Origin of the sequence: Stenotrophomonas sp. NRRL B-14846, assembly GCF_050473585.1 — a bacterium.
Lineage (GTDB): Bacteria > Pseudomonadota > Gammaproteobacteria > Xanthomonadales > Xanthomonadaceae > Stenotrophomonas.
This window is the reverse complement of the sequence record NZ_JBFLUN010000022.1, coordinates 601956-628664: the sequence shown is the minus strand read 5'-3', so window position 1 is coordinate 628664 and position 26709 is coordinate 601956. Positions and strand designations below refer to the sequence as shown.

General features: G+C 67.2%; 23 protein-coding genes. 20 read left to right on the top strand and 3 right to left on the bottom strand.

Going from position 1 to position 26709, the window contains the following annotated elements; translation table 11 throughout:
* The first annotated feature begins 212 nt into the window (after positions 1 to 212).
* The 18 genes from rpsB to AB1281_RS04915 all read left to right on the top strand — a co-directional run bounded on the left by rpsB (position 213) and on the right by AB1281_RS04915 (position 22458).
* On the top strand, positions 213 to 1019 hold the full coding sequence (rpsB, locus tag AB1281_RS05000; RefSeq protein WP_005408748.1) for a 30S ribosomal protein S2: 807 nt from the start codon (positions 213 to 215) through the stop codon (positions 1017 to 1019).
* Between the two features lie 126 nt (positions 1020 to 1145).
* Positions 1146 to 2021, top strand: a complete 876-nt coding sequence (gene tsf / locus AB1281_RS04995; protein ID WP_049446244.1) for a translation elongation factor Ts — start codon at positions 1146 to 1148, stop codon at positions 2019 to 2021.
* A 256-nt stretch (positions 2022 to 2277) separates the two neighbouring features.
* Positions 2278 to 3816, top strand: a complete 1539-nt coding sequence (locus AB1281_RS04990) for a GGDEF domain-containing protein (protein WP_075674927.1) — start codon at positions 2278 to 2280, stop codon at positions 3814 to 3816.
* 121 nt (positions 3817 to 3937) lie between these two features.
* Complete coding sequence (gene pyrH, locus AB1281_RS04985) at positions 3938 to 4666, top strand: UMP kinase (RefSeq protein WP_005415854.1); 729 nt, start codon at positions 3938 to 3940, stop codon at positions 4664 to 4666.
* 96 nt (positions 4667 to 4762) lie between these two features.
* Positions 4763 to 5317 (top strand): ribosome recycling factor, encoded by a 555-nt coding sequence (frr, locus tag AB1281_RS04980; RefSeq protein ID WP_014036506.1) that lies wholly within the window; start codon positions 4763 to 4765, stop codon positions 5315 to 5317.
* Between the two features lie 5 nt (positions 5318 to 5322).
* Positions 5323 to 6090 carry a polyprenyl diphosphate synthase gene (uppS, locus tag AB1281_RS04975; RefSeq protein WP_032956844.1) on the top strand — a complete coding sequence of 256 codons (768 nt, stop codon included), beginning with the start codon at positions 5323 to 5325 and terminating at the stop codon, positions 6088 to 6090.
* A complete protein-coding gene (locus tag AB1281_RS04970; protein WP_014036504.1) occupies positions 6087 to 6923 on the top strand; it encodes a phosphatidate cytidylyltransferase in 837 nt (278 codons plus the stop codon). Before uppS ends, AB1281_RS04970 begins: the two co-directional genes overlap by 4 nt.
* Positions 6924 to 6925: 2 nt before the next feature.
* Positions 6926 to 8116, top strand: coding sequence for a 1-deoxy-D-xylulose-5-phosphate reductoisomerase (locus AB1281_RS04965; RefSeq protein ID WP_430345214.1), 1191 nt, complete (start codon positions 6926 to 6928; stop codon positions 8114 to 8116).
* Positions 8117 to 8171: 55 nt separating this feature from the next.
* Positions 8172 to 9530 (top strand): RIP metalloprotease RseP, encoded by a 1359-nt coding sequence (gene rseP, locus AB1281_RS04960; protein ID WP_014036502.1) that lies wholly within the window; start codon positions 8172 to 8174, stop codon positions 9528 to 9530.
* A 74-nt stretch (positions 9531 to 9604) separates the two neighbouring features.
* A complete protein-coding gene (gene bamA / locus AB1281_RS04955; RefSeq protein WP_430345213.1) occupies positions 9605 to 11968 on the top strand; it encodes an outer membrane protein assembly factor BamA in 2364 nt (787 codons plus the stop codon).
* 421 nt (positions 11969 to 12389) lie between these two features.
* The gene (gene lpxD, locus AB1281_RS04950; protein WP_430345212.1) at positions 12390 to 13412 is read left to right on the top strand and encodes a UDP-3-O-(3-hydroxymyristoyl)glucosamine N-acyltransferase; all 1023 of its coding nucleotides are present in this window, start codon (positions 12390 to 12392) and stop codon (positions 13410 to 13412) included.
* Complete coding sequence (gene fabZ, locus AB1281_RS04945; RefSeq protein WP_005415845.1) at positions 13409 to 13867, top strand: 3-hydroxyacyl-ACP dehydratase FabZ; 459 nt, start codon at positions 13409 to 13411, stop codon at positions 13865 to 13867. Before lpxD ends, fabZ begins: the two co-directional genes overlap by 4 nt.
* A 16-nt stretch (positions 13868 to 13883) precedes the next feature.
* Positions 13884 to 14675 carry an acyl-ACP--UDP-N-acetylglucosamine O-acyltransferase gene (gene lpxA, locus AB1281_RS04940; protein WP_014036498.1) on the top strand — a complete coding sequence of 264 codons (792 nt, stop codon included), beginning with the start codon at positions 13884 to 13886 and terminating at the stop codon, positions 14673 to 14675.
* 53 nt (positions 14676 to 14728) lie between these two features.
* Entirely contained in the window at positions 14729 to 15931 is a 1203-nt protein-coding gene (lpxB, locus tag AB1281_RS04935) for a lipid-A-disaccharide synthase (protein WP_430346973.1), read from the top strand.
* Positions 15928 to 16593 carry a ribonuclease HII gene (locus AB1281_RS04930; RefSeq protein WP_430345211.1) on the top strand — a complete coding sequence of 222 codons (666 nt, stop codon included), beginning with the start codon at positions 15928 to 15930 and terminating at the stop codon, positions 16591 to 16593. The genes lpxB and AB1281_RS04930 overlap by 4 nt, the downstream gene beginning before the upstream one ends.
* Positions 16594 to 16860: 267 nt before the next feature.
* Positions 16861 to 20451: a DNA polymerase III subunit alpha gene (gene dnaE, locus AB1281_RS04925; RefSeq protein ID WP_014036495.1), complete on the top strand. Its 3591-nt coding sequence runs from the start codon at positions 16861 to 16863 to the stop codon at positions 20449 to 20451.
* 64 nt (positions 20452 to 20515) lie between these two features.
* Entirely contained in the window at positions 20516 to 21385 is an 870-nt protein-coding gene (locus tag AB1281_RS04920) for a hypothetical protein (RefSeq protein ID WP_430345210.1), read from the top strand.
* Between the two features lie 113 nt (positions 21386 to 21498).
* Positions 21499 to 22458 carry an acetyl-CoA carboxylase carboxyltransferase subunit alpha gene (locus AB1281_RS04915; RefSeq protein ID WP_075674935.1) on the top strand — a complete coding sequence of 320 codons (960 nt, stop codon included), beginning with the start codon at positions 21499 to 21501 and terminating at the stop codon, positions 22456 to 22458.
* A 139-nt stretch (positions 22459 to 22597) separates the two neighbouring features.
* Here the strand turns inward: AB1281_RS04915 and AB1281_RS04910 are convergent, their stop codons facing one another.
* Positions 22598 to 23053, bottom strand: a complete 456-nt coding sequence (locus AB1281_RS04910; RefSeq protein ID WP_014036492.1) for a CopD family protein — start codon at positions 23051 to 23053, stop codon at positions 22598 to 22600.
* A 149-nt stretch (positions 23054 to 23202) separates the two neighbouring features.
* On the opposite strand from AB1281_RS04910, the gene AB1281_RS04905 reads away from it, so the two are divergent.
* Together AB1281_RS04905 and AB1281_RS04900 are read left to right on the top strand one after the other, a co-directional pair.
* Positions 23203 to 23793 carry a class I SAM-dependent DNA methyltransferase gene (locus AB1281_RS04905; RefSeq protein ID WP_005415837.1) on the top strand — a complete coding sequence of 197 codons (591 nt, stop codon included), beginning with the start codon at positions 23203 to 23205 and terminating at the stop codon, positions 23791 to 23793.
* A gap of 93 nt (positions 23794 to 23886) precedes the next feature.
* A complete protein-coding gene (locus AB1281_RS04900) occupies positions 23887 to 25194 on the top strand; it encodes a polyhydroxyalkanoate depolymerase (RefSeq protein ID WP_430345209.1) in 1308 nt (435 codons plus the stop codon).
* A gap of 136 nt (positions 25195 to 25330) precedes the next feature.
* On the opposite strand, the gene AB1281_RS04895 is transcribed toward AB1281_RS04900, so the two are convergent.
* Positions 25331 to 26320, bottom strand: coding sequence for a sensor domain-containing protein (locus AB1281_RS04895; protein ID WP_430345208.1), 990 nt, complete (start codon positions 26318 to 26320; stop codon positions 25331 to 25333).
* Positions 26317 to 26682: a PadR family transcriptional regulator gene (locus tag AB1281_RS04890; protein WP_014036489.1), complete on the bottom strand. Its 366-nt coding sequence runs from the start codon at positions 26680 to 26682 to the stop codon at positions 26317 to 26319. Before AB1281_RS04890 ends, AB1281_RS04895 begins: the two co-directional genes overlap by 4 nt.
* Positions 26683 to 26709 lie beyond the last annotated feature (27 nt).

Below are 26709 nucleotides of genomic sequence, written 5' to 3'. Positions count from 1 at the left end.
ATTCCTGCCGCCAGCGTGCGCGGGAACCCGTCCACACCGGACGTCACCGGTGAATCCACACCTGCTGCCCCCATCCGTGCCGGGGTGCTCCGCAAGGAGTTCGGCCACGGAGGCAACAGGGAAGCCCAACCCCGGAACCGATCGCGCTTCCACGCGTCCCGCATACCTATCCCCGCGGGCGGAATCGCTGGTTCCATATCAGGAGTATTGCAATGCCCCAGGTCACCATGCGTCAGATGCTGGAAGCCGGCGTCCACTTCGGCCACCAGACCCGCTACTGGAACCCGAAGATGGCTCCGTACATCTTCGGCGCCCGCGGCAAGATCCACATCATCAACCTGGAAAAGACCGTCCCGCTGTTCAACGACGCGATGAACTTCATCTCGTCGGTTGCCCAGAAGCGCGGCACCGTCCTGTTCCTGGGCACCAAGCGCAGCGCCCGCGAAACCATCAAGGAAGAAGCCGAGCGTTGCGGCATGCCGTTCATGAACCAGCGTTGGCTGGGCGGCACCCTGACCAACTTCCGTACCGTCAAGCAGTCGGTTGCCCGCCTGAAGGAACTGGAAGCCGGTGAAACCGACGGCACCTTCGAGAAGCTGGTCAAGCACGAAGTGCTGGGCCTGCGTCGCGAGCGCGACAAGCTGGAAGCCTCGCTGGGCGGCATCAAGGACATGAACCGCCTGCCGGACGCCATCTTCGTGATCGATATCGGCCACGAAGACATCGCGATCAAGGAAGCCAAGAAGCTGGGCATCCCGGTCATCGCCGTGGTCGACACCAACTACAACCCGGAACTGGTTGATTACGCCATCCCGGGCAACGACGACGCCATCCGCGCTGTGCAGCTGTACGCCCGCGCCGCTGCCGACGCCGTGCTGGAAGGCAAGGCCGCTGCGCCGCACGCCGCTTCGGTGCGCGAGGAAGAGTTCGCTGAAGCCGCTGCTGAAGGCGAAGAGAAGCCGGCCCGCCGCGCTCCGGCCAAGAAGGCTGCCAAGAAGGGCGACGACGCCCAGGCCTGATCCAGGCCCCGGGGTGGACGCCCGGCGTCCACCCTCCCTGCACGCTGCCCTTGGCGCGTGACAGGACCGTGTCACACGGGCCGGCCACCATGCCGGCCCAACCCCTTTCTTTCGTGAGGTAATCCCGTGGAAATCACTGCTTCCCTGGTCAAGGAACTGCGCGAGCGCACCGGCGCCGGCATGATGGAATGCAAGAAGGCGCTTACCGAAGCCAACGGCGACATCAACGCTGCTGCTGAAGCCATGCGCAAGTCCGGCGCTGCCAAGGCCGACAAGAAGGCTGACCGCGTGGCCGCCGAAGGCCGTCTGGGCCTGGCCCAGGACGGCGGCAAGGCCGTGCTGGTCGAAGTCAACTCGGAAACCGACTTCGTCGCCAACGATGACAACTTCAAGTCCTTCGTCAACGCCGTCGCCGCCGCTGCCCTGGCATCGGGCGCCACCGACGTCGAAGCCGTGAAGGCTGCCAAGCTGGCCGACGGCCGCACCGTTGAAGAAGCCCGCGCCACCGCCGTGCAGACCCTGGGTGAGAACATCCAGATCCGTCGCATGGTGAAGGTGGATGGCAACAACACCATCGGCGCCTACGTCCACACCAACGGCAAGGTCGGCGTTCTGGTCGACCTGGTCGGCGGCGACGTCGAGCTGGCCCGTGGCCTGGCCATGCACGTGGCCGCGCTGAAGCCGCCGCACAACAAGGCTGCGGACGTCCCGGCCGAGTTCGTCGAGAAGGAAAAGGAAATCGAGCTGGCCAAGATGTCCGAGAAGGACAAGGCCAAGCCGGCCGACATCCTGGAAAAGATCATCAGCGGCAAGATCAACAAGATCGTCAGCGACGTGACCCTGTACGGCCAGACCTACGTGCTGGGCGACACCACCGTCGAGCAGGTGGTCAAGGCCGCTGGCGCCGACGTGGCAGGCTTCAAGCTGCTGATCGTCGGCGAAGGCATCGAGAAGGTGGTGGAAGACTACGCCGCCGAAGTTGCCAAGGCGATGCAGGTCTGATTCCAGCCTTCCGGCTATGAAGCGACCAGAAGGAGCCGCGGGAAACCGCGGCTCTTTTTTTATGCCGGTGAACCTGTGCGTGCCCACCGTTGGTGCGCACAGCCTCCGTTGGTGCGCACAACCGGCACCTTTGCGTTGCGCGCGAATCAAGCCGATACTCGGCGCAGGGAATCCACAGTCACATAGCAGGAACGAAAATCGCGGACTGTGATGCATTCCTAGGTATTCTTGTCCTAATGGAATTGAACGACCCGACATGCCTCCCGAGCTGACAGCTGCCCTGGCGCTCTGCCGCAACCTGCCTTCGCCACCCGGTATTGCCCTGCGCATCATCGAACTGGCCCAGGACCCGGAAGCGGACATCGCCACCGCCGCCGACATCATCGCCATCGACATGGCGCTGAGCGCTCGCATGCTGCGCATCGCCAATTCGCCGCTGTATGCCAGCCGCCGCCGCATCGAGAACCTCGGCCAGGCGCTGACCATGCTGGGCCTGAACGCCACGATCAGCCTCGCCCTGGGCTTCACCGTCACCCAGGGCCTGACCGGCGGCACCGGCGCCGACCATGACCTGCGCCAGCGCGCGTGGAAGCGCAGCATCCTCAGCGCCTTGGCCGCCAGCCAGCTGGGCCAGGCGCGCGGCCTGCGCCGGCTGGAGGAACTGATGCTGGCCGGCCTGTTGCAGGACCTGGGCGTGCTGTGCCTGGCCCAGGCCGAATCGGAGCGCTACCTGCCGCTGCTGCGCGAGGCACGCGACAACATCGACCTGGTCGCCCGCGAGCGCGACGAACTCGGCTGCAGCCATGCCGAGGTCGGCGCCTGGGTGGCCGAGCAATGGGGCCTGCCCCGCTACCTGGTCGAGAGCATCAGCCACAGCGAGGACGAGGACGCCGCCGAATCGCCGTTCCAGGCCTGCGTGCAGCTGTCCGGCGCGGTGGCCGACATCTGGCTGGATAGCGACGCCGATACCGCGCGTGAGCGCGCCCTGCAGCAGGTGCACGACCGCCTGGAACTGGACAGCGCGCGCTTCGACCAGGTCCTGGCCCGCATCAGCGAGGCCCTGCCCGATATCGCCAGCCTGTTCGATGCCGGCCTCAATTCACCGTCCCGGGTGCGCGAACTGATCGATCACGCGCAGGAGCTGGCCACGCTGCGCAACCTGCGCGAACTTCAGGATGCCGACCAGGCACGCCGCCGCGCCGACGAGTTCGAGGCGCGCGCCAAGCGCCTCGCCGACCAGGCACATCGTGACGCGCTGACCGGCGTGCTCAACCGCCGCCAGCTGGAAGCGGTGCTGGAGCAGGAATTCCTGCGCGCCGGCCGCCAGGGCTGGCCGTTGTCGGTGGCCTTCATCGACCTGGACGACTTCAAGAAGATCAACGACGCCCACGGCCACCTGACCGGCGACGAGGTGCTGCGCGCCTTCGCCGGCAAGCTGCAGGGCCAGCTGCGCAACAGCGACACCGTCGCCCGCTTCGGCGGCGAGGAATTCGTCGCGCTGCTGCCCAATACCAGCGAAAGCGTGGCCCTGGACGTGATCCGCCGGGTGCTGGCCAACATCGTCGCCACGCCGATGGCCGAGCTGGAGGGCGGGCCGCTGTTCGTCACCTTCTCCGCCGGCGTGGCCACCCAGGGTGGCTACGAGCGCTTCGCCGACGTGCAGGACCTGCTGCGCGCGGCCGACGATGTGCTGTACCGCTCCAAGAACCTGGGCCGCAACCGGGTGATCGCCCGCTCACCGGGCGCCCTCGGCCACGACGAGCTGTCGGCCACCGCCGGCGCCGAGCTGGGCTGAACGGGAAGCCCCGCTTGACCGGGGCGAATCACCGGATTCTGCGCCGCAGTGCACAAAACACTTTGGCACGACGCCGCATGCGCGTAGAATCGCCCGCGATTTCCACGCACCCGAGGTCCCCATGTCCAAGCTCGCCTATCGCCGCATCCTTCTGAAACTGTCCGGGGAGGCGCTGATGGGAGATGAGGACTACGGCATCGACCCGAAGATCATCAATCGCCTGGCCCGTGAGGTCATCGAAGCCCAGCAGGCCGGTGCCGAAGTGGCGCTGGTGATCGGCGGCGGCAACATCTTCCGCGGCGCCGGCCTGGCCGCTGGCGGCATGGACCGGGTCACCGGCGACCAGATGGGCATGCTGGCCACGGTCATCAACGCCCTGGCCATGCAGGACGCCCTCGAGAAGCTGGGCGCCAAGGCCCGCGTGATGAGCGCGATCAAGATCAACGACGTGTGCGAGGACTACATCCGCCGCCGCGCCATCCGCCACCTGGAAAAGGGCCGCCTGGTGATCTTTGCCGCCGGCGTCGGCAGCCCGTTCTTCACCACCGATTCCGGCGCCGCCCTGCGCGCGATCGAGATCGGCGCCGACCTGCTGCTGAAGGCCACCAAGGTCGATGGCGTGTACGACAAGGACCCGAACAAGCACAGCGATGCGGTCCGCTTCGACAGCCTGAGCTACGACGAAGTGATCCGCCGTGGCCTGGAAGTGATGGACACCGCGGCCTTCGCACTGGCCCGCGACAGCGACCTGCCGATGCGCGTGTTCGACATGGGCCAGCCGGGCGAGCTGCTGAAGATCCTCAACGGCGCGAACATCGGCACCCTGGTCCAGGGCCGCGACCCGGCCTGAGCCTGAGCGCAAAGCGATGACCGGGCCGATTCAGGCCCGGCAACGTCCCGTATTCGCCTATAATCGCCCGATTCCAGATACATCCAGGACCGGGCGATGCTCAACGACATCAAGAACAACGCGCAGACGCGCATGGCCAAGAGCATCGACGCTCTGAAGCACACCCTCACCTCCATCCGGACCGGGCGTGCCACGCCGGCCCTGCTGGACCGCGTGACGGTCAGTGCCTATGGCAACGCCAGCACCCCGCTGAACCAGGTTGCCTCGATCTCCAACGCCGACGCGCACTCGCTGCTGGTCACGCCGTTCGACAAGAGCATGATCAAGGAGATCGAAAAGGGTCTCTACAACGCCGAGTTCACTCCGAACACCCTGGGCACCGCGATCCGCATCAACATGCCGCCGCCGACCGAAGAACGCCGCAAGGAGCTGGCCAAGCAGGTGCAGAAGGAAGGTGAAGGCGCCAAGATCGCGATCCGCAACATCCGTCAGGACGCGAACAAGGAAATCGCCAAGCTGGTCAAGGACAAGGCGATCAGCGAAGACGAGAAGAAGCGCGGCGAAGACGACATCCAGAAGCTGACCGACGCCAACATCAAGGACGTCGACAAGGTCGTCGCCGACAAGGAAAAAGAACTGCTGTCGGTCTGAAGTCGATGCCTTCAGCCCCGCCTCCGTTGCCGGCCGCCCTGCCCCGCCACATTGCCATCATCATGGATGGCAATGGGCGCTGGGCACAGCAGCGCCGTCGCCCCCGCGTGATCGGCCACCGTGCCGGCGCCCGCGCGGTCAACCGCACCATCGAGCGCTGCCTTGAACTGGGCATTCCGGCGCTGACCCTGTTCGCCTTCTCCAGCGAGAACTGGGGCCGGCCGCAGGAGGAAGTGGATGCGTTGATGAAGCTGTTCCTCGGCGCGCTCGACCGCGAAGTGGACGAGCTGCACCGGCGTGGCGTGCGCGTACGCTTCATCGGCGAACGCGAGCGCTTCGGTGCCGGGCTGGTCAGCCGCATGCAGCTGGCCGAGCAGCGCACCGCCGACAACACCACCCTGACCCTGTCGATCGCCGCCAGCTATGGTGGCCGCCAGGACATCGCCCGCGCTGCGCGCGCCCTGGCCGTCGAAGTGGCGGCCGGTCGCCTGTTGCCCGAGCAGATCGACGAATCGCTGCTGGGCAGCCAGGTCGCCCTGGCCGACCTGCCGCCGCCGGACCTGTTCATCCGCACCGGCGGCGACACCCGCATCAGCAATTTCCTGCTGTGGCAGCTGGCCTACACCGAGCTGTGGTTCACCGAGGCCCTGTGGCCGGACTTCGATGCCGGGCAGCTGCAGCAGGCGCTGGACGCCTATGCCGGCCGCGAGCGTCGTTTCGGCCTGACCAGCGCCCAGATCGCCGCACTGGCCACCGAGACTTCCAGCCCATGACCAAGACCCGAGTCCTTGCCGCGCTGATCATGGCGCCGGTTGCCATTGCGGCGATCCTGCTGCTGCCCACGCAATGGCTGGCCGCCGCCGCCGCCGCGGTGCTGCTGATCGGCCTGTGGGAGTGGCTGAAGCTGGCCGGTATCGAAGACACCCTGGCGCGCACCGTGCTGCTGGTGCTGAACCTGCTGCTGATGGTGCTGCTGGTCTGGGCCGATGGCAGCACGCTGGTGCTGTTCCAGATAACCACCCTGGCCGGCGTTGCCTGGTGGCTGGCCGCGCTGGTCTGGCTGCGCTTCTTCAATTTCGGCGCACAGCCGTCGGCGCCCTCGCGCATCCTGAAGATGCTGGCCGGCACCCTGGCCATCGTGCCGGCCTGGGCCGCGCTGGTGCTGATCCATGCCGGTGGCGATCCGCCGGGCAAGCAGGGCCACCTGTGGCTGCTGGCTGCATTGGCGCTGGTGTGGGCGGCCGACTCGGGCGCCTATTTCGCCGGCCGCCATTTCGGCAAGCACAAGCTGGCCCCGCGGATCAGCCCCAACAAGACCTGGGAAGGCCTGTTCGGCGGCCTGCTGGCCGGTGTCGCCGTGGCCGTCGGCCTGGGCTGGCTGGCGGGCATCGATACCGCACACCTGCCGGGCCTGCTGATCACCTCGGTGGTGGCCGTGTTCGCCTCGGTGCTGGGTGACCTGTTCGAGAGCCTGATCAAGCGCCACGCCGGCGCCAAGGATTCGGGCCACCTGATCCCGGGCCATGGCGGCGTGCTCGACCGTGTCGACGGCGTCCTGGCCGCCGTACCGGTGTTCGCGCTGGGCAAGGAAATCTTCGGGTTCTGACCATGAATGCTGCTGCAGACCTGCGCCGGGTCGCCGTATTCGGCGCCACCGGCTCGATCGGTGCCTCCACGCTGGACGTGATCGCCCGCCACCCGCAGCGCTACCAGGCCACCGTGCTCGCCGCCGGCCGCCAGGTGCAGGCGCTGCTGGCGCTGTGCCGCCAGCACAAGCCGGCGCACGCGGTGATCGCCGACGAATCGCTGTTCGCCGAACTGCGCGACGGCCTGCGCGACGCCGGACTGGCCACCGAGGCCCATGCCGGCCAGGCCGCGCTGGACCAGCTGGCCGCCAGCGACGCCTGCGATACCGTGGTCGCGGCCATCGTCGGCGCTGCCGGCCTGTCCTCGACCCTCGCCGCGGCCGCCGCCGGCAAGCGCATCCTGCTGGCCAACAAGGAATCGCTGGTGCTGGCCGGCGAGCTGCTGACCCGCACCGCCGAACGTGCCGGCGCCGAAATCATCCCGATCGACAGCGAACACAGCGCGATCTTCCAGTGCCTGCGCTCGCGCGACGCCAGCGTCGACGGCGCCGGCGTGCGCCGGATCCTGCTGACCGCCTCCGGCGGCCCGTTCCGTGGCCGCAGCCGCGCCGAACTGGCCCAGGTCACCCCGGCGCAGGCCGTTGCCCACCCGAAGTGGTCGATGGGACCGAAGATCTCGGTCGATTCGGCGACGTTGATGAACAAGGGCCTGGAAGTCATCGAGGCCCACCACCTGTTCGGCGTGCCCGGTGAACGCATCGAGGTGCTGGTGCACCCGCAGAGCCTGGTCCATTCGCTGGTCGAGTTCGTCGACGGCTCGACCCTGGCGCAGATGGGCTTGCCGGACATGCGCACCACCCTCGCCGTCGGCCTGGGCTGGCCGCAGCGCATCGACTCGGGCGTGGCCGGGCTGGACCTGCTGGCCCAGGGCCGGCTGGATTTCGAGGCCCCGGACACCGACGCCTTCCCCTGCCTGGCCCTGGCCTGGCAGGCGATGCAGGACGGCGGCACCGCACCGGCGGTGCTGAACGCCGCCAACGAAGAGGCGGTTTCAGCGTTTCTTCAGGGCCGGATCGGTTTCCTGACGATCCCGGAGCTGGTTGCTAACGCTCTTTCAACACTGCCGACGCAAGCAGCCGATACACTGGAGGTCCTGTTGTCCGCCGACCAGCGGGCACGCCAGCTCACCCTGAACGCCATCGACGCCGCCTGAACGACCGCCTCGCCCAGCATGACGCCGCCGCCCCTGCCCGCCACTGTGAGCCTGCATGACTGACTTCATCGGATCGGTCTGGTGGATGATTGTCAGCCTCGGGCTGCTGGTCACGTTCCACGAGTTCGGGCATTACTGGGTCGGACGCCTGTGCGGGGTCAAGATCCTGCGCTTCTCGGTCGGCTTCGGCCGGCCGCTGTGGTCGCGCCGCGACAGGCACGGTACCGAATTCGCCATCGCCGCCATCCCGCTGGGTGGCTACGTGAAGTTCCTCGACGAACGCGAGGTCGAAGTCCACCCGCACGAGCGCGGCCAGGCCTTCAACCACAAGACCGTCTGGCAGCGCATCGCCATCGTCGCCGCCGGCCCGATCGCCAACCTGCTGCTGTGCATCCTGCTGTTGTGGGCGATGTTCGTGATCGGCAAGCAGGACTACTCGCCCACCATCGGCCGCGTCAGCGGCATCGCCGCCAGTGCCGGCCTGGCCAGCGGCGACCGCGTGCTGCGCGTGGACGAGCGCCAGGTGGTCACTCTCGGCGAGGCCAGCATGGCGCTGACCGCCGCCGCGATGGACCGCCGTGACGTGAAGCTGGAAGTGCTGGATGCGGCCGACCAGGTGCGCATGCGCACCCTGCCGCTGTCGCAGCTGCCGGCCGGTTTCGATGAACGGCGGGTGCCGATCCTGGCCGGCCTGTACTGGCAGTCGTGGCTGCAGCCGGCGCGGGTCGATTCGCTCACCGCAGACTCCGTGGTGGCCGGGCAACTGCAGCCAGGCGACCTGATCGTGGCCATCGATGGCCAGCGCATCGACAGCGTCGACCAGGTGATCGGCGAGATCCAGGCCCTGGGCCGCGCCGGCGGACCGGGGATGATCGAGGTCCTGCGTGGCGGCGAGCGCCTGGCGCTGGAAGTCACCCCGCGCCAGGGCAAGGACGGCAAGGGCAACCCGGTCTGGCAGATCGGCGTCGGCTTCCCCACCACCTACAGCCCCGCCTACGACACCCTGCTGCGCTACGGGCCGCTGGACGCGGTGACCGTCGCGGTGCGCGAAACCGGCCGCCTGGCGGCCGACTCGCTGGGCATGATGGGCCGCATCGTCACCGGCAAGGCCTCGCTGCAGAACGTTTCCGGGCCGGTCACCATCGCCCGCGTGGCCAATGTCTCGGCCAAGCGCGGCCTCGACTGGTTCCTGCAGTTCCTTGCCCTGCTGTCCCTCAGCCTGTGCATCATCAACCTGCTGCCGATCCCGATCTTGGACGGCGGCCACCTGCTGTATTACCTTATCGAGTTGGTCAAGGGCAGCCCGCTGAGCGAGCGTGCCATCGCCGCCGGCCAATACATCGGCCTGGCGTTGCTGGCCGGGCTGATGGGGTTGGCGTTCTACAACGACATCCTCGGCCTGGTCCCGCGATGAACTTTTCCACGTTGTTGCCGTCTACAGCGTCGGCATCCCGCACCAATGAAATCGACCTTCCTACCGGACGTGACATGACGCGACTCCCCAATCGCCGCCTGCTGGCCCTCGCCCTCGCCGCCGTCACCGGCGCTCCCGCCCTGGCCCAGGCAGCCGAGCCCTTCACTGTCAGCGACATCCGCGTCGATGGCCTGCAGCGCATCAGCTCGGGCACGGTGTTCACCTACCTGCCGGTGGAACGTGGCGAGACGGTCACCGACAACAAGGTCGGCGAGACGATCCGCGCCCTGTACAAGACCGGCTTCTTCGAAGACGTGCAGCTGGACCGCCAGGGCACGATCCTGGTGGTGACCGTCAAGGAACGCCCGGCGATCAACAAGCTGACCGTGACCGGCAACAAGGACATCAAGTCCGACCAGCTGCTCAAGGGCCTGTCCGACATCGGCCTGACCGAGGGCGGCACCTTCGATCGCCTGAGCCTGGACCGCGTGACCCAGGAACTGCGCCGCCAGTACAACGACCGCGGCAAGTACAACGTCGACATCACCCCGACGGTGAGCCCGCTGGACCGCAACCGCGTGGACATCGCCATCGCCATCAAGGAAGGCAAGGCGGCCAAGATCCGCCACGTCAACCTGGTCGGCACCGAGAAGTACGAGAGCAAGGACATCCTGGAGACCTGGGAGTCCAAGGAGCACAACTGGGCCTCGTGGTACCGCCGTGACGACCAGTACTCCAAGGAAAAGCTGTCCGGCGACCTGGAAAAGCTCAACTCCTGGTACCTGGACCGCGGCTACGTCGATTTCAGCATCGATTCCACCCAGGTCTCGATCAGCCCCGACAAGCGCGACATGTTCCTGACCGCGGGCGTGACCGAGGGTGCGCAGTACAAGATCTCCGAGATCAAGGTCAGCGGCGACACCATCCTCCCGCAGGAGGACGTCGAGCGCATGGTGATCCAGAAGTCCGGCGACACGTTCTCGCGCGCCCTGCTGGAATTCAGCTCGGACACCATCACCAATTCGCTGTCCAACATCGGCTACGCGTTCGCCAAGGTGAACCCGATTCCGACCACCAACCGCGCCGAGCAGACCGTCGCCATCAACATGCAGGTCGTGCCCGGCCCGCGCGTGTCGGTGCGCCGCATCCTGTTCCGCGGCAATACCCGTACCTCCGACGAAGTGATGCGTCGCGAGCTGCGCCAGTTCGAGAACAGCTGGTACTCGCAGGCCGCGATCGACCGCTCCAAGATCCGCCTGCAGCGCCTGGGCTACTTCGAATCGGTGGAAGTGGAGACCCCGGCCGTCAGCGGCAGCAACGACCAGGTCGACGTCGTCTACAACGTCAAGGAAACCACCTCGGGCAGCTTCGTGTTCGGCCTGGGCTATTCGCAGTCCTACGGCATGACCACCTCGGTGCAGCTGTCGCAGAACAACTTCCTCGGCGGCGGCAACCGCGTGTCGGTCGAAGCCTCGCGCAGCAGCTACCTGCAGCGCTACGGCTTCAGCTACACCAACCCGTACTTCACCGATGACGGCGTGTCGCTGGGCTACAACCTGTCCTGGCGCGAGTTGGACTACTCCGACTTCAACACCGCGCAGTACAACAGCACCAATGGTTCGGCGCAGGTGGTGTTCGGCGTGCCGCTGACCGAGACCGATACCGTCTCGCTGATGTTCGGCATCGACAGCAACCAGATCACCACCTACCAGGGCTCGACCCCGCAGTCGATCATCGACTACATCAACGCAGTCGGTAAGCGCACGTTCCACGCCTGGCGCACCGAGCTGGGCTGGGCACGCGACTCGCGCAACGACTACTTCATGCCGACCCGCGGTACCTACCAGCGCATCGGCCTGGAAACCACGCTGCCGGGTTCGACCATCGAGTACTACAAGCTGAACTACCAGATCAGCAAGTACTGGCCGATCATGCCGTCGCTGGTGATCAACACCCGTGCGGAAATCGGCTACGGCGATGCCTACGGCAACGACTACACCCGTACGCTGACCAATCCGGATGGCACCACCCGCACCGTTACCGCCAGCGGCCTGCCGTTCTTCGAGAACTTCTACGCCGGTGGTACCAACTCGGTGCGCGGCTTCGAGGACAACACCCTCGGCCCGCGCGAAGTCACCACCGGTTACCCGGAAGGCCAGCCGCTGGGTGGTTCGCTGAAGACCGTCGGTTCGGTCGAAGCCTACTTCCCGCGCCTGTTCGACAGCCCGTCGGCACGCGTGTCGGCCTTCGTCGACTTCGGCAACGTCTACAACGGCACCAAGAACTTCAAGGCCAACGAGCTGCGCGTGTCCACCGGTGTGGCCCTGCTGTGGCGCGCCCCGGTTGGCCCGATCTCGATCAGCTACGCCTTCCCGCTGAAGAAGGAAGACGATGACAAGATCGAACGCCTGCAGTTCACGTTCGGTGGGCAGTTCTGACGAACCGCCCTGCGGTTCATCAGAACTGCACGCGCATCCCTCCTATCCCCCGCGCCGCTGGCGCGCCCCCCTTAACAGAAGGGGGGCTCTCCACCAGACGGGGTGCGAAGCGCCGGGCATTGCCCGGCGTTTTCATTTGGTCCGTATGCCGGAAGCGCCCGCTCTGCTTTTGATCTTTTCTGTTTTTCCGTGGCTGGCACTCGCGCCACGCCGCCGGAGGTCGGACGGGGCGGGGCTGCGGGGGTGTGAGCCGCATGGATGCGGCGACCAAGGCTACATGGACGTACTTGCGCCGTCCCCCGCAGCCCCGCCCCGTCCGACCCAGCCCATGGGACTGGCTCTGCCGGCCGCGAGGGGCCCTGCCGTTGGCTGCATGACCGCCCCGCATGACCGCAATGGCGTCACACGTTAAACTCCCGCCGTGAATACTCCCACCTACACCGCCCAGCAACTCGCCGAGCAGTTCGGCCTGCAGGTCCATGGCGACCCCGCCACCGCCATCCATGGCGTGGCTACCCTCGCCCATGCCGGCCCTGGCCAGCTGACCTTCCTCGCCAACCCGCGTTACCGCGTCCAGCTGGCCGACAGCCACGCCTCGCTGGTGGTCCTGCGCGCCGACGACGTCGAGGCCGCCCCGGGCGCCGCGCTCGTGGCCAAGGACCCATACACCGCCTTCGCCAAGATCGCCGCGCTGTTCGACATCGCGCCGACCCGCCCGCCGGGCATCCACCCCAGTGCGGTGATCGATCCCGACGCCCAGGTGGCCGCCAGCGCCCATATCGGTCCGTTCGTCTCCATCGGCGCACGCAGCGTGGTCGGCGAGAACTGCATCATCGGCACCGGCAGCGTCATCGGCGAAGACTGCAGCCTGGACAATGGCTGCGAACTGATCGCCCGCGTGACCCTGGTTACCCGGGTCAAGCTCGGCAAGCGCGTGCGCGTGCACCCCGGTGCTGTGCTCGGCGCCGATGGCTTCGGCCTTGCGATGGACGCCGGCAAGTGGATCAAGGTGCCGCAGCTCGGCGGCGTCCGCATCGGCGACGATTGCGAGATCGGCGCCAATACCTGCGTCGACCGCGGCGCGCTGGAAGACACCGTGCTGGACGAGGACGTGCGCCTGGATAATCTGGTACAGATCGCGCACAACGTGCAGATCGGCGCGCACTCGGCCATTGCCGGCTGCACCGGTATCGCCGGCAGCGCCAAGATCGGCCGCTACTGCCTGCTCGGCGGCCACGTTGGCGTGGTCGGCCACCTCGAAATCTGCGACAAGGTCGTGATCACCGGCAAGTCGGTGGTCCGCAATTCCATCCATGAGCCGGGCGAGTATTCGTCCGGCACCCCGTTGACCGACAACCGCACGTGGCGCAAGAACGCCGCGCGCTTCAAGCAGCTGGACGCATTGGCTCGCCGTGTCCTGGCTGCTGGCAAGGAGAAAGAATGAACGATTCGCTGCAGCTTCCGATCGACGTCTGCCAGATCCAGGAACTGCTTCCGCACCGCTACCCGTTCCTGCTGGTGGACCGGGTGCTTGAACTCGACGTCGAGGCCAAGCGCATCCTGGCGCAGAAGAACGTCAGCATCAACGAGCCGTTCTTCCAGGGCCACTTCCCGGGCCGCCCGATCATGCCCGGCGTGCTGATCATCGAAGCGCTGGCGCAGGCCGGCGGCGTCATGACCCAGCTCACGCTCGGCCGCGATGCGCAGTCCAAGCTGTTCTACATGGTCAAGGTGGAAAACGCCCGCTTCAACAAGCAGGTTGTGCCCGGCGACGTGCTGATGCTGGATGTGCAGATGAAGCGCCTGATCCGCAACATGGGCTGGTACTACGGCGAAGCCAAGGTCAACGGCGAAGTCGTCGCGTCGGCCGAGGTCATGTGCGCCGGCGCCAAGGGCTGATCCACTGGAGGCAGCAATGACTGACAACGCACCGCGGATCCACCCCACCGCCGTCATCGATCCGGCCGCGCGCCTGGCCGACGATGTGCAGGTGGGCGCCTTCACCCTGATCGGCCCCGACGTTGAAATCGGCGCCGGCACGGTGGTGGGCCCCCATTGCAGCATCCACGGCCCGACCCGGATTGGCCGCGACAACCGCTTCGTCGGCCATGCCGCGATCGGTGGCGAGCCGCAGGACAAGAAGTTCGCCGGTGAGCGCACCGAACTGGTGATCGGCGACCGCAACGTGTTCCGCGAGTTCGTCACGCTCAACCGTGGCACCGGCGGCGGCGGCGGCATCACCACCATCGGCAACGACAACTGGATGCTGGCCTACACGCACGTGGCGCACGACTGCCATGTCGGCAACTTCTGCGTGTTCTCCAACAACACCACCCTGGCCGGCCACGTGACCGTGGGCGACTACGTGATCATCAGCGGCTTCGCCGGTGCCCACCAGTTCTGCCGCATCGGTGCGCATGCCTTCCTCGGCATGGGCGCGCTGACCAATGGCGATGTACCGCCGTTCACTATGGTCGGTACCGATTCGCTGGGCCGCCCGCGCGGCATCAACAGCGAAGGCCTGAAGCGCCGCGGCTTCGACGCCGACCGCATCTCGGCCATCAAGCGTGCCTACCGCACGCTGTACGTGGCAGGCCTGCCGCTGGCCGAAGCCAAGGTGCAGCTGACCGAACAGGCGCGTGACAGCGATGACGTGAAGGCCATGCTGGACTTCATCGAGCACGCCGAGAGGCCCTTGCTGCGATGAGCAGCACGACCGGCCAGGCGCCGGCCGGCGCCGCGGTGATTCCGCTGGCCTCGATGGCCGGCAGCGTGCCTGCACAGCGGGTGCTCAGCGAGCGCCCGTTGCGGATCGCACTGGTTGCCGGTGAAGCGTCCGGCGACCTGCTCGGTGCGGGCCTGGTGCGTGAGCTGAAGGCGCGCTTCCCGAATGCCGAGTTCGCCGGCATTGGCGGCGATGCCATGCGCAGCGCCGGCTGCCAGACCTGGCACGATGCCAGCGAGCTGGCGGTGATGGGCCTGACCGAAGTGCTGCGCCACCTGCCGCGGCTGCTGAAGCTGCGCTCGGCGTTCCGCCAGCGCGCCCTGGAATGGCAGCCGGACGTGTTCATCGGTATCGACGCACCCGACTTCAACCTGGGCATCGAGCGCTGGCTGAAGCAGCGCGGCGTGCGCACCGTGCATTACGTCAGTCCCTCGGTCTGGGCCTGGCGCGAGAAGCGCGCCGAGAAGATCGGCAGCAGCGCGGACCTGGTGCTGTGCCTGTTCCCGATGGAACCGCCGATCTATGCCAAGCACGGCATCGACGCGCGCTTCGTCGGCCACCCGATGGCCGATGACATTCCGCTGCAGGGTAACCGCGAGGAAGCACGCGCCGCGCTCGGCCTTCCGACCTCGGCCAAGGTGCTGGCGGTGTTGCCGGGCAGCCGCCTGGGCGAGATCTCGCGCCTGGGCGAACCCTTCTTCGAAGCCGCCTGGCAGGTTTCCGAACGCATTCCGGGCCTGCATGTGGTGGTGCCGGCCGCCAACCCGGCCTGCCGGCAGCTGATCGAAGAACAGCTGTCGCGCTCGGCGTTGCCGGTGGCCTATTCGCACGTGCTGGATGGCCAGGCGCGCAACGCGATGATCGCCGCCGACGTGGTGGTGCTGGCCTCCGGCACCGCGACCCTGGAAGCGATGCTGGTGAAGCGGCCGATGGTGGTCGGTTACCGCGTCAATGAACTGACCTACCGGCTGGTCAAGGCGCTGGGCCTGATCAAGGTCGACCGCTTCGCCCTGCCCAACATCCTGGCCGGCCAGGACCTGGCGCCGGAGCTGATGCAGCACGACTGCACGCCGGACAGGCTGACCGCGGCCATCCAGCAGTGGTTCGACCACCCGCAACGGGTGATCGACCTGCAGGACACGTACGTGCGCCTGCACGAGCGCCTGCGCCGCAACGCTTCGGCGCGTGCCGCCGATGCCGTCGGCGAGCTGCTGATGCGCGACCAGGCGCAGGCATGAGCCGCCGTCACGCCGCAGCGGCCAGCCTGGCCCTGTTCGACGGCGCGACGGTGGTCGAGCCGGAGCGCCTGGTCGCCGGTGTCGACGAGGCCGGGCGTGGCCCGCTGGCCGGGCCAGTGGCGGTGGCGGCGGTGGTATTCGATCCGTCACGGCCACGCATCAACGGCCTGGACGATTCCAAGCAGTTGACCGCGGCCCGCCGCGAGCAGCTGCATGACCGCATCGTCGAGCGCGCCCTGGCCTGGCATGTGGTGCTGGTGGACGTGGACACCATCGACCGCCTGAACATCTACCAGGCCACCCTGCAGGGCATGCGTGACGTTGTTGCAGCGGTCGCCCATGTGGCCGGCTTCGCCCGCATCGATGGCAACGTGGTGCCCAAGGGCCTGGTGCTGCCGGCGCAGGCGCTGGTCGGCGGCGATGGCATCGACCGCGCGATCATGGCCGCCTCGATCCTGGCCAAGGTCTCGCGCGACCGTTACATGCTGGACGTGCATACCCGCCACCCGCAGTACGGCTTCGAGCAGCACAAGGGCTATGGCACCCCGGCCCACCTGGCCGCCCTGCGCGAGCACGGCCCCTGCGCGGAGCACCGGCGCAGCTTCTCCCCGGTGCGTGAATGCCTGGAAGCGGCGCAGGCGGCCACCACCGCGATCGCCTGAACGGCTGCCGCAACCCCGCTTGGGAACAGTCCCCCTGAGTCAGGGGGACGCGCCCCTGGCGGGAGGGTGTGGAAGCGCGGTGAGACGGGGCCCGCGATTCGCCTGCGAACCACGGGCGGCGAGAGCGCGAATGCGATATCGCGTGCCGTCAAGAGCTTGTCGCCTCCCCCTGCCCTCGCTACCCTGACCGGGCACTCCAGCGCATTCCGACCCCGGCGACGATCTTCCGTCAGCACCCGGGGCCCGCGCGCTCCAACCTGGTCCGGCATGTCCAACTCCCGCTTCGTACATCTCCACGTCCACACCGAGTTCTCGCTGGCGGACTCGACCATCCGCGTGCCGGCCAAGCCCGACCAGGCGGACCCGAAGAAGGCCAAGCAGGCCAACCTGCTGTCGCGCTCGGTCGAACTCGGCCTGCCCGCGCTGGCGGTGACCGACCTCAACAACCTGTTCGCCCTGGTCAAGTTCTACAAGGCGGCCGAAGGCGTGGGCATCAAGCCGATCGCCGGCGCCGACGTGCTGATCGCCGAGGAAGGCCAGGACCCGTGGCGGATGACCCTGCTGTGCCGCGATCGCGAGGGCTACCTGAGCCTGTCGCGCCTGCTGACCCGCGCCTGGATGGAAGGCCATCGCCCGGAAGGTGGCGTGGCCGTGCACCCGGACTGGCTGAAGGCCGGCAACGCCAACCTGTTCGCGCTGGCCGGCCGGCAGAGCCTGGCCGGGCGCCTGGCGCTGGACGGCAAGCATGAACTGGCCGAGCAGCAGCTGGCCGACTGGCAGCGCGTGTTCGGCGATGGCCTGCACCTGGAGCTGACCCGCACCGGCCGCGAGGGCGAGGAAACCTTCAACCAGTTCGCGCTGATGGCCGCCGGCCAGCGCGGCCTGCCGGTGGTGGCCAGCAACGACGTGCGCTTCCTGTCGCCGTCGGACTTCAGCGCGCACGAGGCGCGCGTGTGCATTTCCACCGGCCGCGTGCTGGACGACCCCAAGCGCCCGCGCGAATACAGCGACCAGCAGTACCTGAAGTCGGCCGAGGAGATGTGCGCGCTGTTCGCCGACATCCCCGATGCGATCGACAACACGCTGGCGCTGGCCGAGCGCTGCAACATCGAGATGCGGCTGGGCACCTACTTCCTGCCCAACTACCCGGTGCCGGACGACGAGACCCTGGACACCTGGATCCAGAAGATGTCGCGCGACGGCCTGGAAGAGCGCCTGGAGAAGAATCCGCTGGCGCCGGGCAAGACCCGCGAAGAGTATTTCGAGCGCCTGGAATTCGAGCTCAACACCATCATCAAGATGGGTTTCCCGGGCTACTTCCTGATCGTGGCCGACTTCATCCAGTGGGGCAAGAACCAGGGCATTCCGATCGGCCCCGGCCGTGGTTCGGGTGCCGGTTCGCTGGTGGCGTGGGCGCTGAAGATCACCGATCTGGATCCGCTGCCTTACAACCTGCTGTTCGAGCGATTCCTCAATCCCGAACGCGTGTCGATGCCCGACTTCGACATCGACTTCTGCATGGACCGCCGCGACGAGGTGATCGACTACGTCGCACGCAAGTACGGGCGCGAGCGCGTCAGCCAGATCATTACCTACGGCACCATGGCCGCCAAGGCGGTGGTGCGCGACTCCGGCCGCGTGCTCGGTTTCCCGTACGGCCTGGTCGACGGCGTTTCCAAGCTGATCCCGAACATCCTCGGCATCCACCTGAAGGATGCGCTGGGCAAGGGCAAGGAAGGCCCGAGCTCTGAGATGGCGTCGGCCGAACTGATCCAGCGCTACGAGACCGAGGACGATGTCCGCGACCTGATCGATCTGGCGCTGCAGCTGGAAGACCTGACCCGCAACGCCGGCAAGCATGCCGGTGGCGTGGTGATCGGTCCCGAGCCGCTGAGCGAGTTCTGCCCGCTGTACGCCGAACACGACGAGAACGGCCTCGGCAAGAACCCGGTCACCCAGTTCGACAAGAACGACGTGGAAGAAGTGGGCCTGGTGAAGTTCGACTTCCTTGGCCTGCGCACGCTGACCATCATCGACTGGGCGGTGAAGGCGATCAACAAGCGCCATGAGCGCGCCGGCATCCCGCCGGTGGACATCGCCGCGATCCCGCTGGACGACACGCCCACCTACAAGGACATCTTCGCCAACGGCAATACCGGCGCGGTGTTCCAGTTCGAATCCTCGGGCATGCGCCGCCTGCTGAAGGATGCGCGCCCCGACCGTTTCGAAGACCTGATCGCGCTGGTGTCGCTGTATCGACCCGGCCCGATGGACCTGATTCCCTCCTTCAACGCGCGTAAGCACGGCCAGGAAGAAATCATCTATCCCGATCCGCGCACCGAAGCGATCCTGAAGGACACCTACGGCATCATGGTGTACCAGGAGCAGGTGATGCAGATGGCGCAGATCGTCGGCGGCTACTCGCTGGGCGGCGCCGACCTGCTGCGCCGCGCGATGGGCAAGAAGGTGCCGGCGGAAATGGCCAAGCACCGCGAGATCTTCCGCGAAGGCGCGGCCAAGGACGGCGTGGACGAGGCCAAGGCCGATGCGATCTTCGACCTGATGGAGAAGTTCGCCGGTTACGGCTTCAACAAGTCCCACGCCGCTGCCTATGCGCTGGTCAGCTACCAGACCGCCTGGCTGAAGCGCCACTACCCGGCCGAGTTCATGGCCGCCACGCTGTCTTCCGACCTCGACAACACCGACAAGGTGGTCGGCTTCCTCGACGAGGTGCGCAACCTCGGCCTGACCGTGCTGCCGCCGAAGGTGAACCAGTCCGCCTTCATGTTCGAGGCGGTGACGCCTGACACCATCCAGTACGGCCTGGGCGCGATCAAGGGCGTCGGCCAGGGTGCCTGCGAAGCGGTGGTCGACGAACGCCTGAAGGGCGGCGAGTACAAGGACCTGCTCGACTTCTGCACCCGCGTCGGTTCGGCCAAGCTCAACCGGCGCACGCTGGAAGCGATGATCAACTGCGGCGCACTGGATGAGCTCGGCCACAACCGCGCCTCGCTGATGCTGCAGCTGCCTGAGGTGATCAAGGCCACCGACCAGATGGCGCGCGAACGTGCGTCGGGCCAGAACTCGCTGTTCGGCGGCCCCGACCCGAGCGCGACCACGATCCAGCTGGACCTGCCCGAAGCCGAGGAATGGCCGCTGTTGCAGCGCCTCAATGGCGAGCGCGACACGCTGGGCTTCTACCTCAGCGGCCACCCGTTCGACCCCTGGCGCGACGACGTGCGCGACCTGGTCGGCAACGACCTGGGCGCGGTGGAGAAGATCTGGAGCGCCAACAGCGGTGGCGGTGGTGGCGGCGAAAAGCGCTGGCGCCCGGAAGTGCAGACCGTGCTGGCCGGCCAGGTGGTCGGCGTGCGCCGCAAGGGTGAGAGCCAGATCTTCATCCAGCTCGAGGACGGCCGTGGCCGCGTCGAGTGCAGCGCGTTCTCCGACGCGATGGCCGAATTCGGCCACCTGATGACCAAGGACCGCATCCTGGTGGTCAAGGGTGGCCTGCGCGAGGACGAATTCAACGGCGGCTTCGCGCTGCGCATCCGCCAGTGCTGGGACTTCGACGAAGTCTGCGCCAACTACGCCACGCGGCTGTCGCTGCGCCTGGACCTGCGCCAGCAGCGCCCGGTCTGGGAGCGCATCGACGCCCTGCTCGACCGCCATCGCCCCGGGCGAACGCCGCTGCGCCTGGACCTGCTGCTGAAGGGGCCGCACGGTGGCGTCGCCGGCATGCTCGATGTGTCCGGGCAGAGCGCGGTGCGCATCGATTCCAAGCTGATGGAGGCGCTGCGCGCCGACCCGGCCGTGCGCACGTTGAAGGTGCGCTACAGCCCGCCCTGGGCCAGCTGAGGCTGGCTCCCTGGTTTTCCTGTCCCCCCTGTTTCCCCGTTCCAAGTATCAAGGACGATTGCCGATGAAGACCCTGCTGTTCCCGTTCGCTGCCGCACTGGCCCTGGCCGCCTGCTCCCCGTCGAAGATCGAGTTCCAGATCGACAACCCGACCGACACGCCGCTGGCGTTGAGCATCGACGGCCAGGACCTGCCGGTGGCCGCGCAGGGTTCGCGCCCGGTCTCGCTGGCCATCGGCGAGCACCGCCTGCACACCGACAAGCTCGGCGACGTGCGCTTCATCGTCTACGTCGACGGTCGTGGCGGGCTGATCAACCCGACCCTCAGCGAGTACGTGATCGCCCGCGAGATCTATGTCACCGACGAAAGCAAGGTGAAGAACTTCGGCGTCGGCAATTCCGGTATCCAGCTGGGCGGCGTCGACTTCGAAGGCCCGTTCGAGAAGAGCCACGCACTGTTCATCGACAAGACCTGGACCTACGGCGTGCGCGAACCGTTCCCGAAGGAAAAGGTGGTCGCCCACGTTGATTCCAGCGGCGGCCAGATCGTGGCCAAGGTGTTCACCGCGCCGGATTTCATCGCCTACGTGGAAGAAGGCATGGGCGAGCCCGGCGCCTTCAAGCGCAAGCAGCCGGCCGGCTACGTGGCCCCGGTGTTCAGCCTGGAACCAGCCCCGGCCAGCCTGCCGGCGCTGGTGCCGGCCTTCGAGGCGCATGCCGCGCCGCTGCGCGAGGTCTATGCGCGCTGGCTGAAGGCCACCACCGCCGATGAACAGAAGGCCCTGCGCAAGCAGGACTTCGCCGCGCAGATGGCCTTCACCTCGGCCACCGCCAGCCTGGGCGGCAACCTGGGCCGGGAGGCCAACGAGGCCTACAACGACTTCGTCTCCCAGCGCAGCCAGCTGATGGGCCGCAGCGCCCTGGTGGTGCCCTGAGCTGACTGGCGCCCCCTGCGCGGCTGCGCTACCGTCGCCTTCCAGACGAAGGCGTACGGGTGGTTTGCACGCATTCGGCTAGAATTCCCCCCTTCTTTACACGACGGCTTCCGATGAATCCGAACTACCTCGACTTCGAGCAACCCATCGCCGACCTGGAAGCCAAGATCCAGGAACTGCGCAACGCCAGTGCCGGGCCGGCGGTCAATGTCGAGGCGGAAGTGCATGCGCTGCAGGACAAGCTGCGCGTGCGCACCGCGCAGATCTTCCGCAACCTGACCTCGTGGCAGGTGCTGCAGCTCGCCCGCCACCCGTCGCGTCCGTATACCGCCGACTACATCCGCATCATCTGCGATGAGTTCCAGGAACTGGCCGGTGACCGTGCCTTCGCCGACGACAAGGCCATCATGGGCGGCCTGGCGCGCATCAACGGCCGCGCGGTGATGGTGATCGGCCACCAGAAGGGCCGTGACACCAAGGAAAAGATCAAGCGCAACTTCGGCATGCCCAAGCCGGAGGGCTACCGCAAGGCGCTGCGCCTGATGAAGATGGCCGAACGCTTCGGCCTGCCGGTACTGACCCTGATCGACACCGCCGGCGCCTGGCCGGGCATCGACGCCGAATCGCGCGGCCAGTCCGAAGCGATCGCGCGCAACCTGATCGAGATGGCCGAACTGAAGGTGCCGATCATCTGCACCGTGATCGGTGAAGGCGGCTCCGGCGGCGCGCTGGCGCTGGGCGTGGGCGACCGCACCGTGATGCTGGAGTATTCGGTGTACTCGACCATCACCCCGGAAGGCTGCGCCTCGATCCTGTGGAAGGATGCCGGCAAGGCCAAGGATGCCGCCGAACAGCTGGGCCTGACCGCGCCGCGCCTGAAGAGCCTGGGCCTGGTCGACAAGGTCGTGCGCGAGCCAACCGGTGGCGCCCACCGCAACCCGACGCAGATGGCCAAGCGCCTGAAGGCCGTGCTGCTGAACGAACTGGACGCGCTGGAAAAGCTGTCCACCGGGCAGCTGCTGGAGCAGCGCTACACCCGCCTGCGCAGCTACGGCACGTACGAAGCGGCCTAAGCCCGGTAGTGCCGGCCGCTGGCCGGCAACACGCAGGTGATTGCAGAAACGAAAGAGCCGGGCAGATGCCCGGCTCTTTCGTTTGCGCCCTGGCGGCATCCACGCATGGCGTGGATCTACCGGGTACAGATGACCCCACTCAGAACGGCTTGGCCAGCACCAGCCACACGATCGGAATGAACGCCAGCAGCGGGATCTCGTTGATCCAGCGCAGCGCGCGCGACGACGGCAGCGCCCTGCCCTTGGCCACGCCCTTCAGCAGCCGCCCGATCCAGATGAAATACGCCAGCAACACCACGACCAGCCCCAGCTTGGCATGCAGCCAACCGGCACCGCCCGGGGCGACCATGGTCGGGAAGTCCGGAATGACCTTGTAGCCCAGCCACAGCACCAGCCCGAGCAGGAATGCCAGCCCGAACATCGAGTGGCCGAAGCGGTACAGGCGCAGGCCCATCAGCTGCAGGCGCTCGGTCACTGCCGGCTGGCCTGCGGTCTCGGCCAGGTTGACCAGGATGCGCGGCAGGTAGAACACCGTGGCCATCCACGCCACCACGAACACGATGTGGAAGGTCTTGACCCAGTAGTAGCTCTGCATGCGCTCGCTCCGGCGGCTGGCGTAGGTTGGCCGTCATTCTCGCATGCCATGGCAAGGGGGCCGCAGGCACGCACGCCGCGACACATCGACGCATGGCGCGCCGCAACACCGTACGATAGGCGCCGTTTTCCCCGATCGCGCACCGCCCCATGGACAAGACCTACGACGCCGCCTACTTCCAACGCTGGTACCGCCGTGCCGACATCGGCGGCAGCGCCCGCCTGGCGCGCAAGGTCGCGTTGGCCGTGGCCAGTGCCGAGTACTACCTGGAGCGACCGATCCGCAGCGTGCTGGATATCGGCTGCGGCGAAGGCGCCTGGCGTGCGCCGCTGCTGAAGCTGCGTCCGAAGGTCGAATACCTCGGCTTCGACAGCAGCGAGTACGCTGTGCGCCGCTACGGCAGGACCCGCAACCTGCACCTGGCCAGCTTCGGCGATTTCGCCTGGCTGCGGCCATGCGCCCCGGTCGACCTGCTGGTCTGCTCGGACGTGATGCACTACGTGCCCGACCGCGAGCTGCGTGCCGGCCTGGCCGGCGTGGCGGAGCTGACCGGCGGCGTGGCCTTCCTGGAGACCTTCGCCGCCGAGGACGCGTTCGAAGGCGACCACGACGGTTTCCAGGCCCGTCCGGCGCGCTGGTACCGGCGGACGCTGGCCCGGCACGGCCTGCAGCCGGTAGGGTCGCACTGCTGGCTCGGCCCCGCCCTGGCAGGCGATGCGGCCGCGCTGGAACGGATGTGAATCCGGATTCATTATTTTCAGCCGACTTAACCTGCGGGACACCCGGATGGGATATGCTGCGCGGCAACATATGACCATACATATTCGGTCGTCATGCTCTATCAACTGCACGAACTGACCCGCAACCTGCTCGCCCCCTGGGTGCACCAGGCCCAGGCCAACGCCAAATTCTTCGCAAACCAGGACCACTGGTGGTCGCAGATGCCCGGTGCTGATCGCCTGGCGGCGGTCAATGAACTCTTCCATCGCATCGGCAAGGATTACGAGAAGCCCGAGTGGGGCATCAACGAAATCGACGTCGATGGCGAGCGCGTGCCGATCGTCGTGCACGAGGAAGTGAGCAAGCCGTTCTGCAAGCTGCTGCGCTTCAAGCGCCACAGCAATGAAGCCGACCAACTGCACACCATGCTCAACCAGCCGTTCGTGCTGGTGGTGGCGCCGCTGTCCGGCCACCATGCCACGCTGCTGCGCGATACCGTGCGCACCCTGCTGCGCGACCACCGCGTGTACGTCACCGACTGGGTCGATGCGCGCATGGTGCCGGCCGGCGAAGGCGAGTTCGGCCTGGACGACTACATCGCCTACATCCAGGAGTTCATCCGCCACCTTGGCGTGGAGCGCCTGCACGTGGTCAGCGTGTGCCAGCCGACCGTGCCGGTACTGGCTGCGGTTTCGCTGATGGCCAGCCGTGGCGAAGCGACGCCGCGCACACTGGTGATGATGGGCGGCCCGATCGATGCACGCTGCAGCCCGACCGCAGTGAACAACCTGGCCACGCAGAACCCGCTGTCCTGGTTCGAGAACAACGTCATCCACACCGTGCCGGCCAGCTATCCCGGCGCCGGCCGCCGCGTGTACCCGGGCTTCCTGCAGCACGCCGGGTTCCTGTCGATGAACCCGAGCCGCCACTTCAGCTCGCACTGGGATTTCTACACCGACCTGGTCAAGGGCGACCTGGAAGACGCCGACGCGCACCGTCGTTTCTACGACGAGTACAACGCGGTGCTGGACATGCCGGCCAAGTATTACCTCGATACCATCCGCGTGGTGTTCCAGGACTTCCTGCTGCCGCGTGGCGAGTGGGTGGTCAACGGCGAGAAGGTCGATCCGTCGGCGATCCGCGATACCGCGCTGCTGAGCATCGAAGGCGAGCTGGACGACATCGCCGGCCTCGGCCAGACCGAAGCCGCGCAGGCGCTGTGCACCGGTATCGCGGCTGACCGCCGCGAGCATTTCATCGTCGAAGGTGCTGGCCATTACGGCATCTTCAGCGGCCGCCGCTGGCGCGAGGTGGTGTACCCGAAGGTGCGCGACTTCTTCGCCGCACATGCCGAAGCCCCGGCGGCGAAGGCCACGAAGAAGAAGAGCAACGTGACCCCGCTGCGGCGCAAGGCGGGGTAACACACCCACGGTGGGTACCGACCTTGGTCGGTACGCCCTGGTAGATGCCAACCTTGGTTGGCGCTCTACCATGAATCCCGGTATCTGATGGACCGTGCCAACCAAGGTTGGCACCTACCGAAGCGTGGATTCCCGCTTACAACCGCACCAGCAGGTTCTTGGCGATCAGCCCGTGCAGTTTGCCGATGCCGCGTGCCAGGTGCATCGTCAGCAGCAGCAGCAACGCGCCCACGGCGGCAACCACGATCGCTACCAGCGGCGAGGCCGCCATCGGCAGCACGTTCACGCCGTCGACGTAGACGCCCGGAATGTCGCCGCTGAAGATCGCCGCGACCGGCGCCCAGATCAGGCCCAGCGACAGTGACAGCAGCGTCACCGCGATGGTGAAGTAGACCACGCCCAGCGGCAGCATCAGCACGAAGTACAGCAGGGTCAGCCAGGTGCGGCCGTCGGTGAACATGTCCCCGATGCGCTGCAGCCACGTGCGGCTGCGGTCGGTGTAACGCGGGCGGCGCGGCATGCGCTCGCCCAGCAGCGCTTCCACCAGCCGCCCTTCCAGCAACGCCAGCCCGCGCACCGAGCCGAAGAACAGCACGGTCAGCGGGATGCCGATGATCAGGACCAGCAGGCCCAGCGACAATGACAGGCCGGTCACCACCCAGGTGAAGAAGAAGATGCCGGTGGCCAGCGACAGCAGCATGTAGAACAGCGCGCCGTAGGTGTGCGGATCGGTCACCACGCCGAAGAAGCGCGCCAGCAGCGAGCGCGGCACCGGCGCCGGCGGCGGTGCGGCCGGCTCGACACCACTGGCTTCGGCCGCCGCACGCAGCACCGGCGCGGTATCCGCACGCGGTGTACGCAGCGCGCGGTTCACGGTCACTTCGGTCTCGCGGTAGATCTCGGCCACTTCATCCGGTGCGCCATAGCTGCCGGCGACGTCGGCGATCACCTCGGCCTCGCTGCGGCCAGGCTGCGCGGCCAGCTCCGAACGCAGGTACTCCTCGGCGTCGTACAGCGCGTCCTGCACCATCGCCGGATCGGCGCCTTCCAGCGCCGCGCGCAGCTGCGCCAGGTACTGCGGAATGGTGGTCGGCAGGGCACGGCCTGCCAGGCTCGGATCGTTCATTGCGGTACCCCCTCCAACACGGAATCGACGGAATCGCGGGTGGCCTGCCAGGCCTGGCGCCACTGCGCCAGCACGTCGCGGCCACGTTCGTTGATGCGGTAGTAGCGCCGCGGCGGCCCGCTGCTGGACGGCTCCACATGGCTTTCCAGCAGGCCGGCGCCCTCCAGGTTGCGCAGTACCGGGTACAGCGCGCTCTGCTTGCCGCTCAGCACGCCCTCGCCCACCCGCTCCAGCTCCTTGGCAATGAGGTAGCCGTACAGCGGCTCGCCAGCCCGGGCCAGCACCGCCAGCAGGGCCAGCGACACCGTCCCGGCGCTGAGCTCCTTCTGGAACTTCTTCAGCTGGACATCGTCCTCGGACATAGCCGGCCCTCCACTACGTTGAAGTCC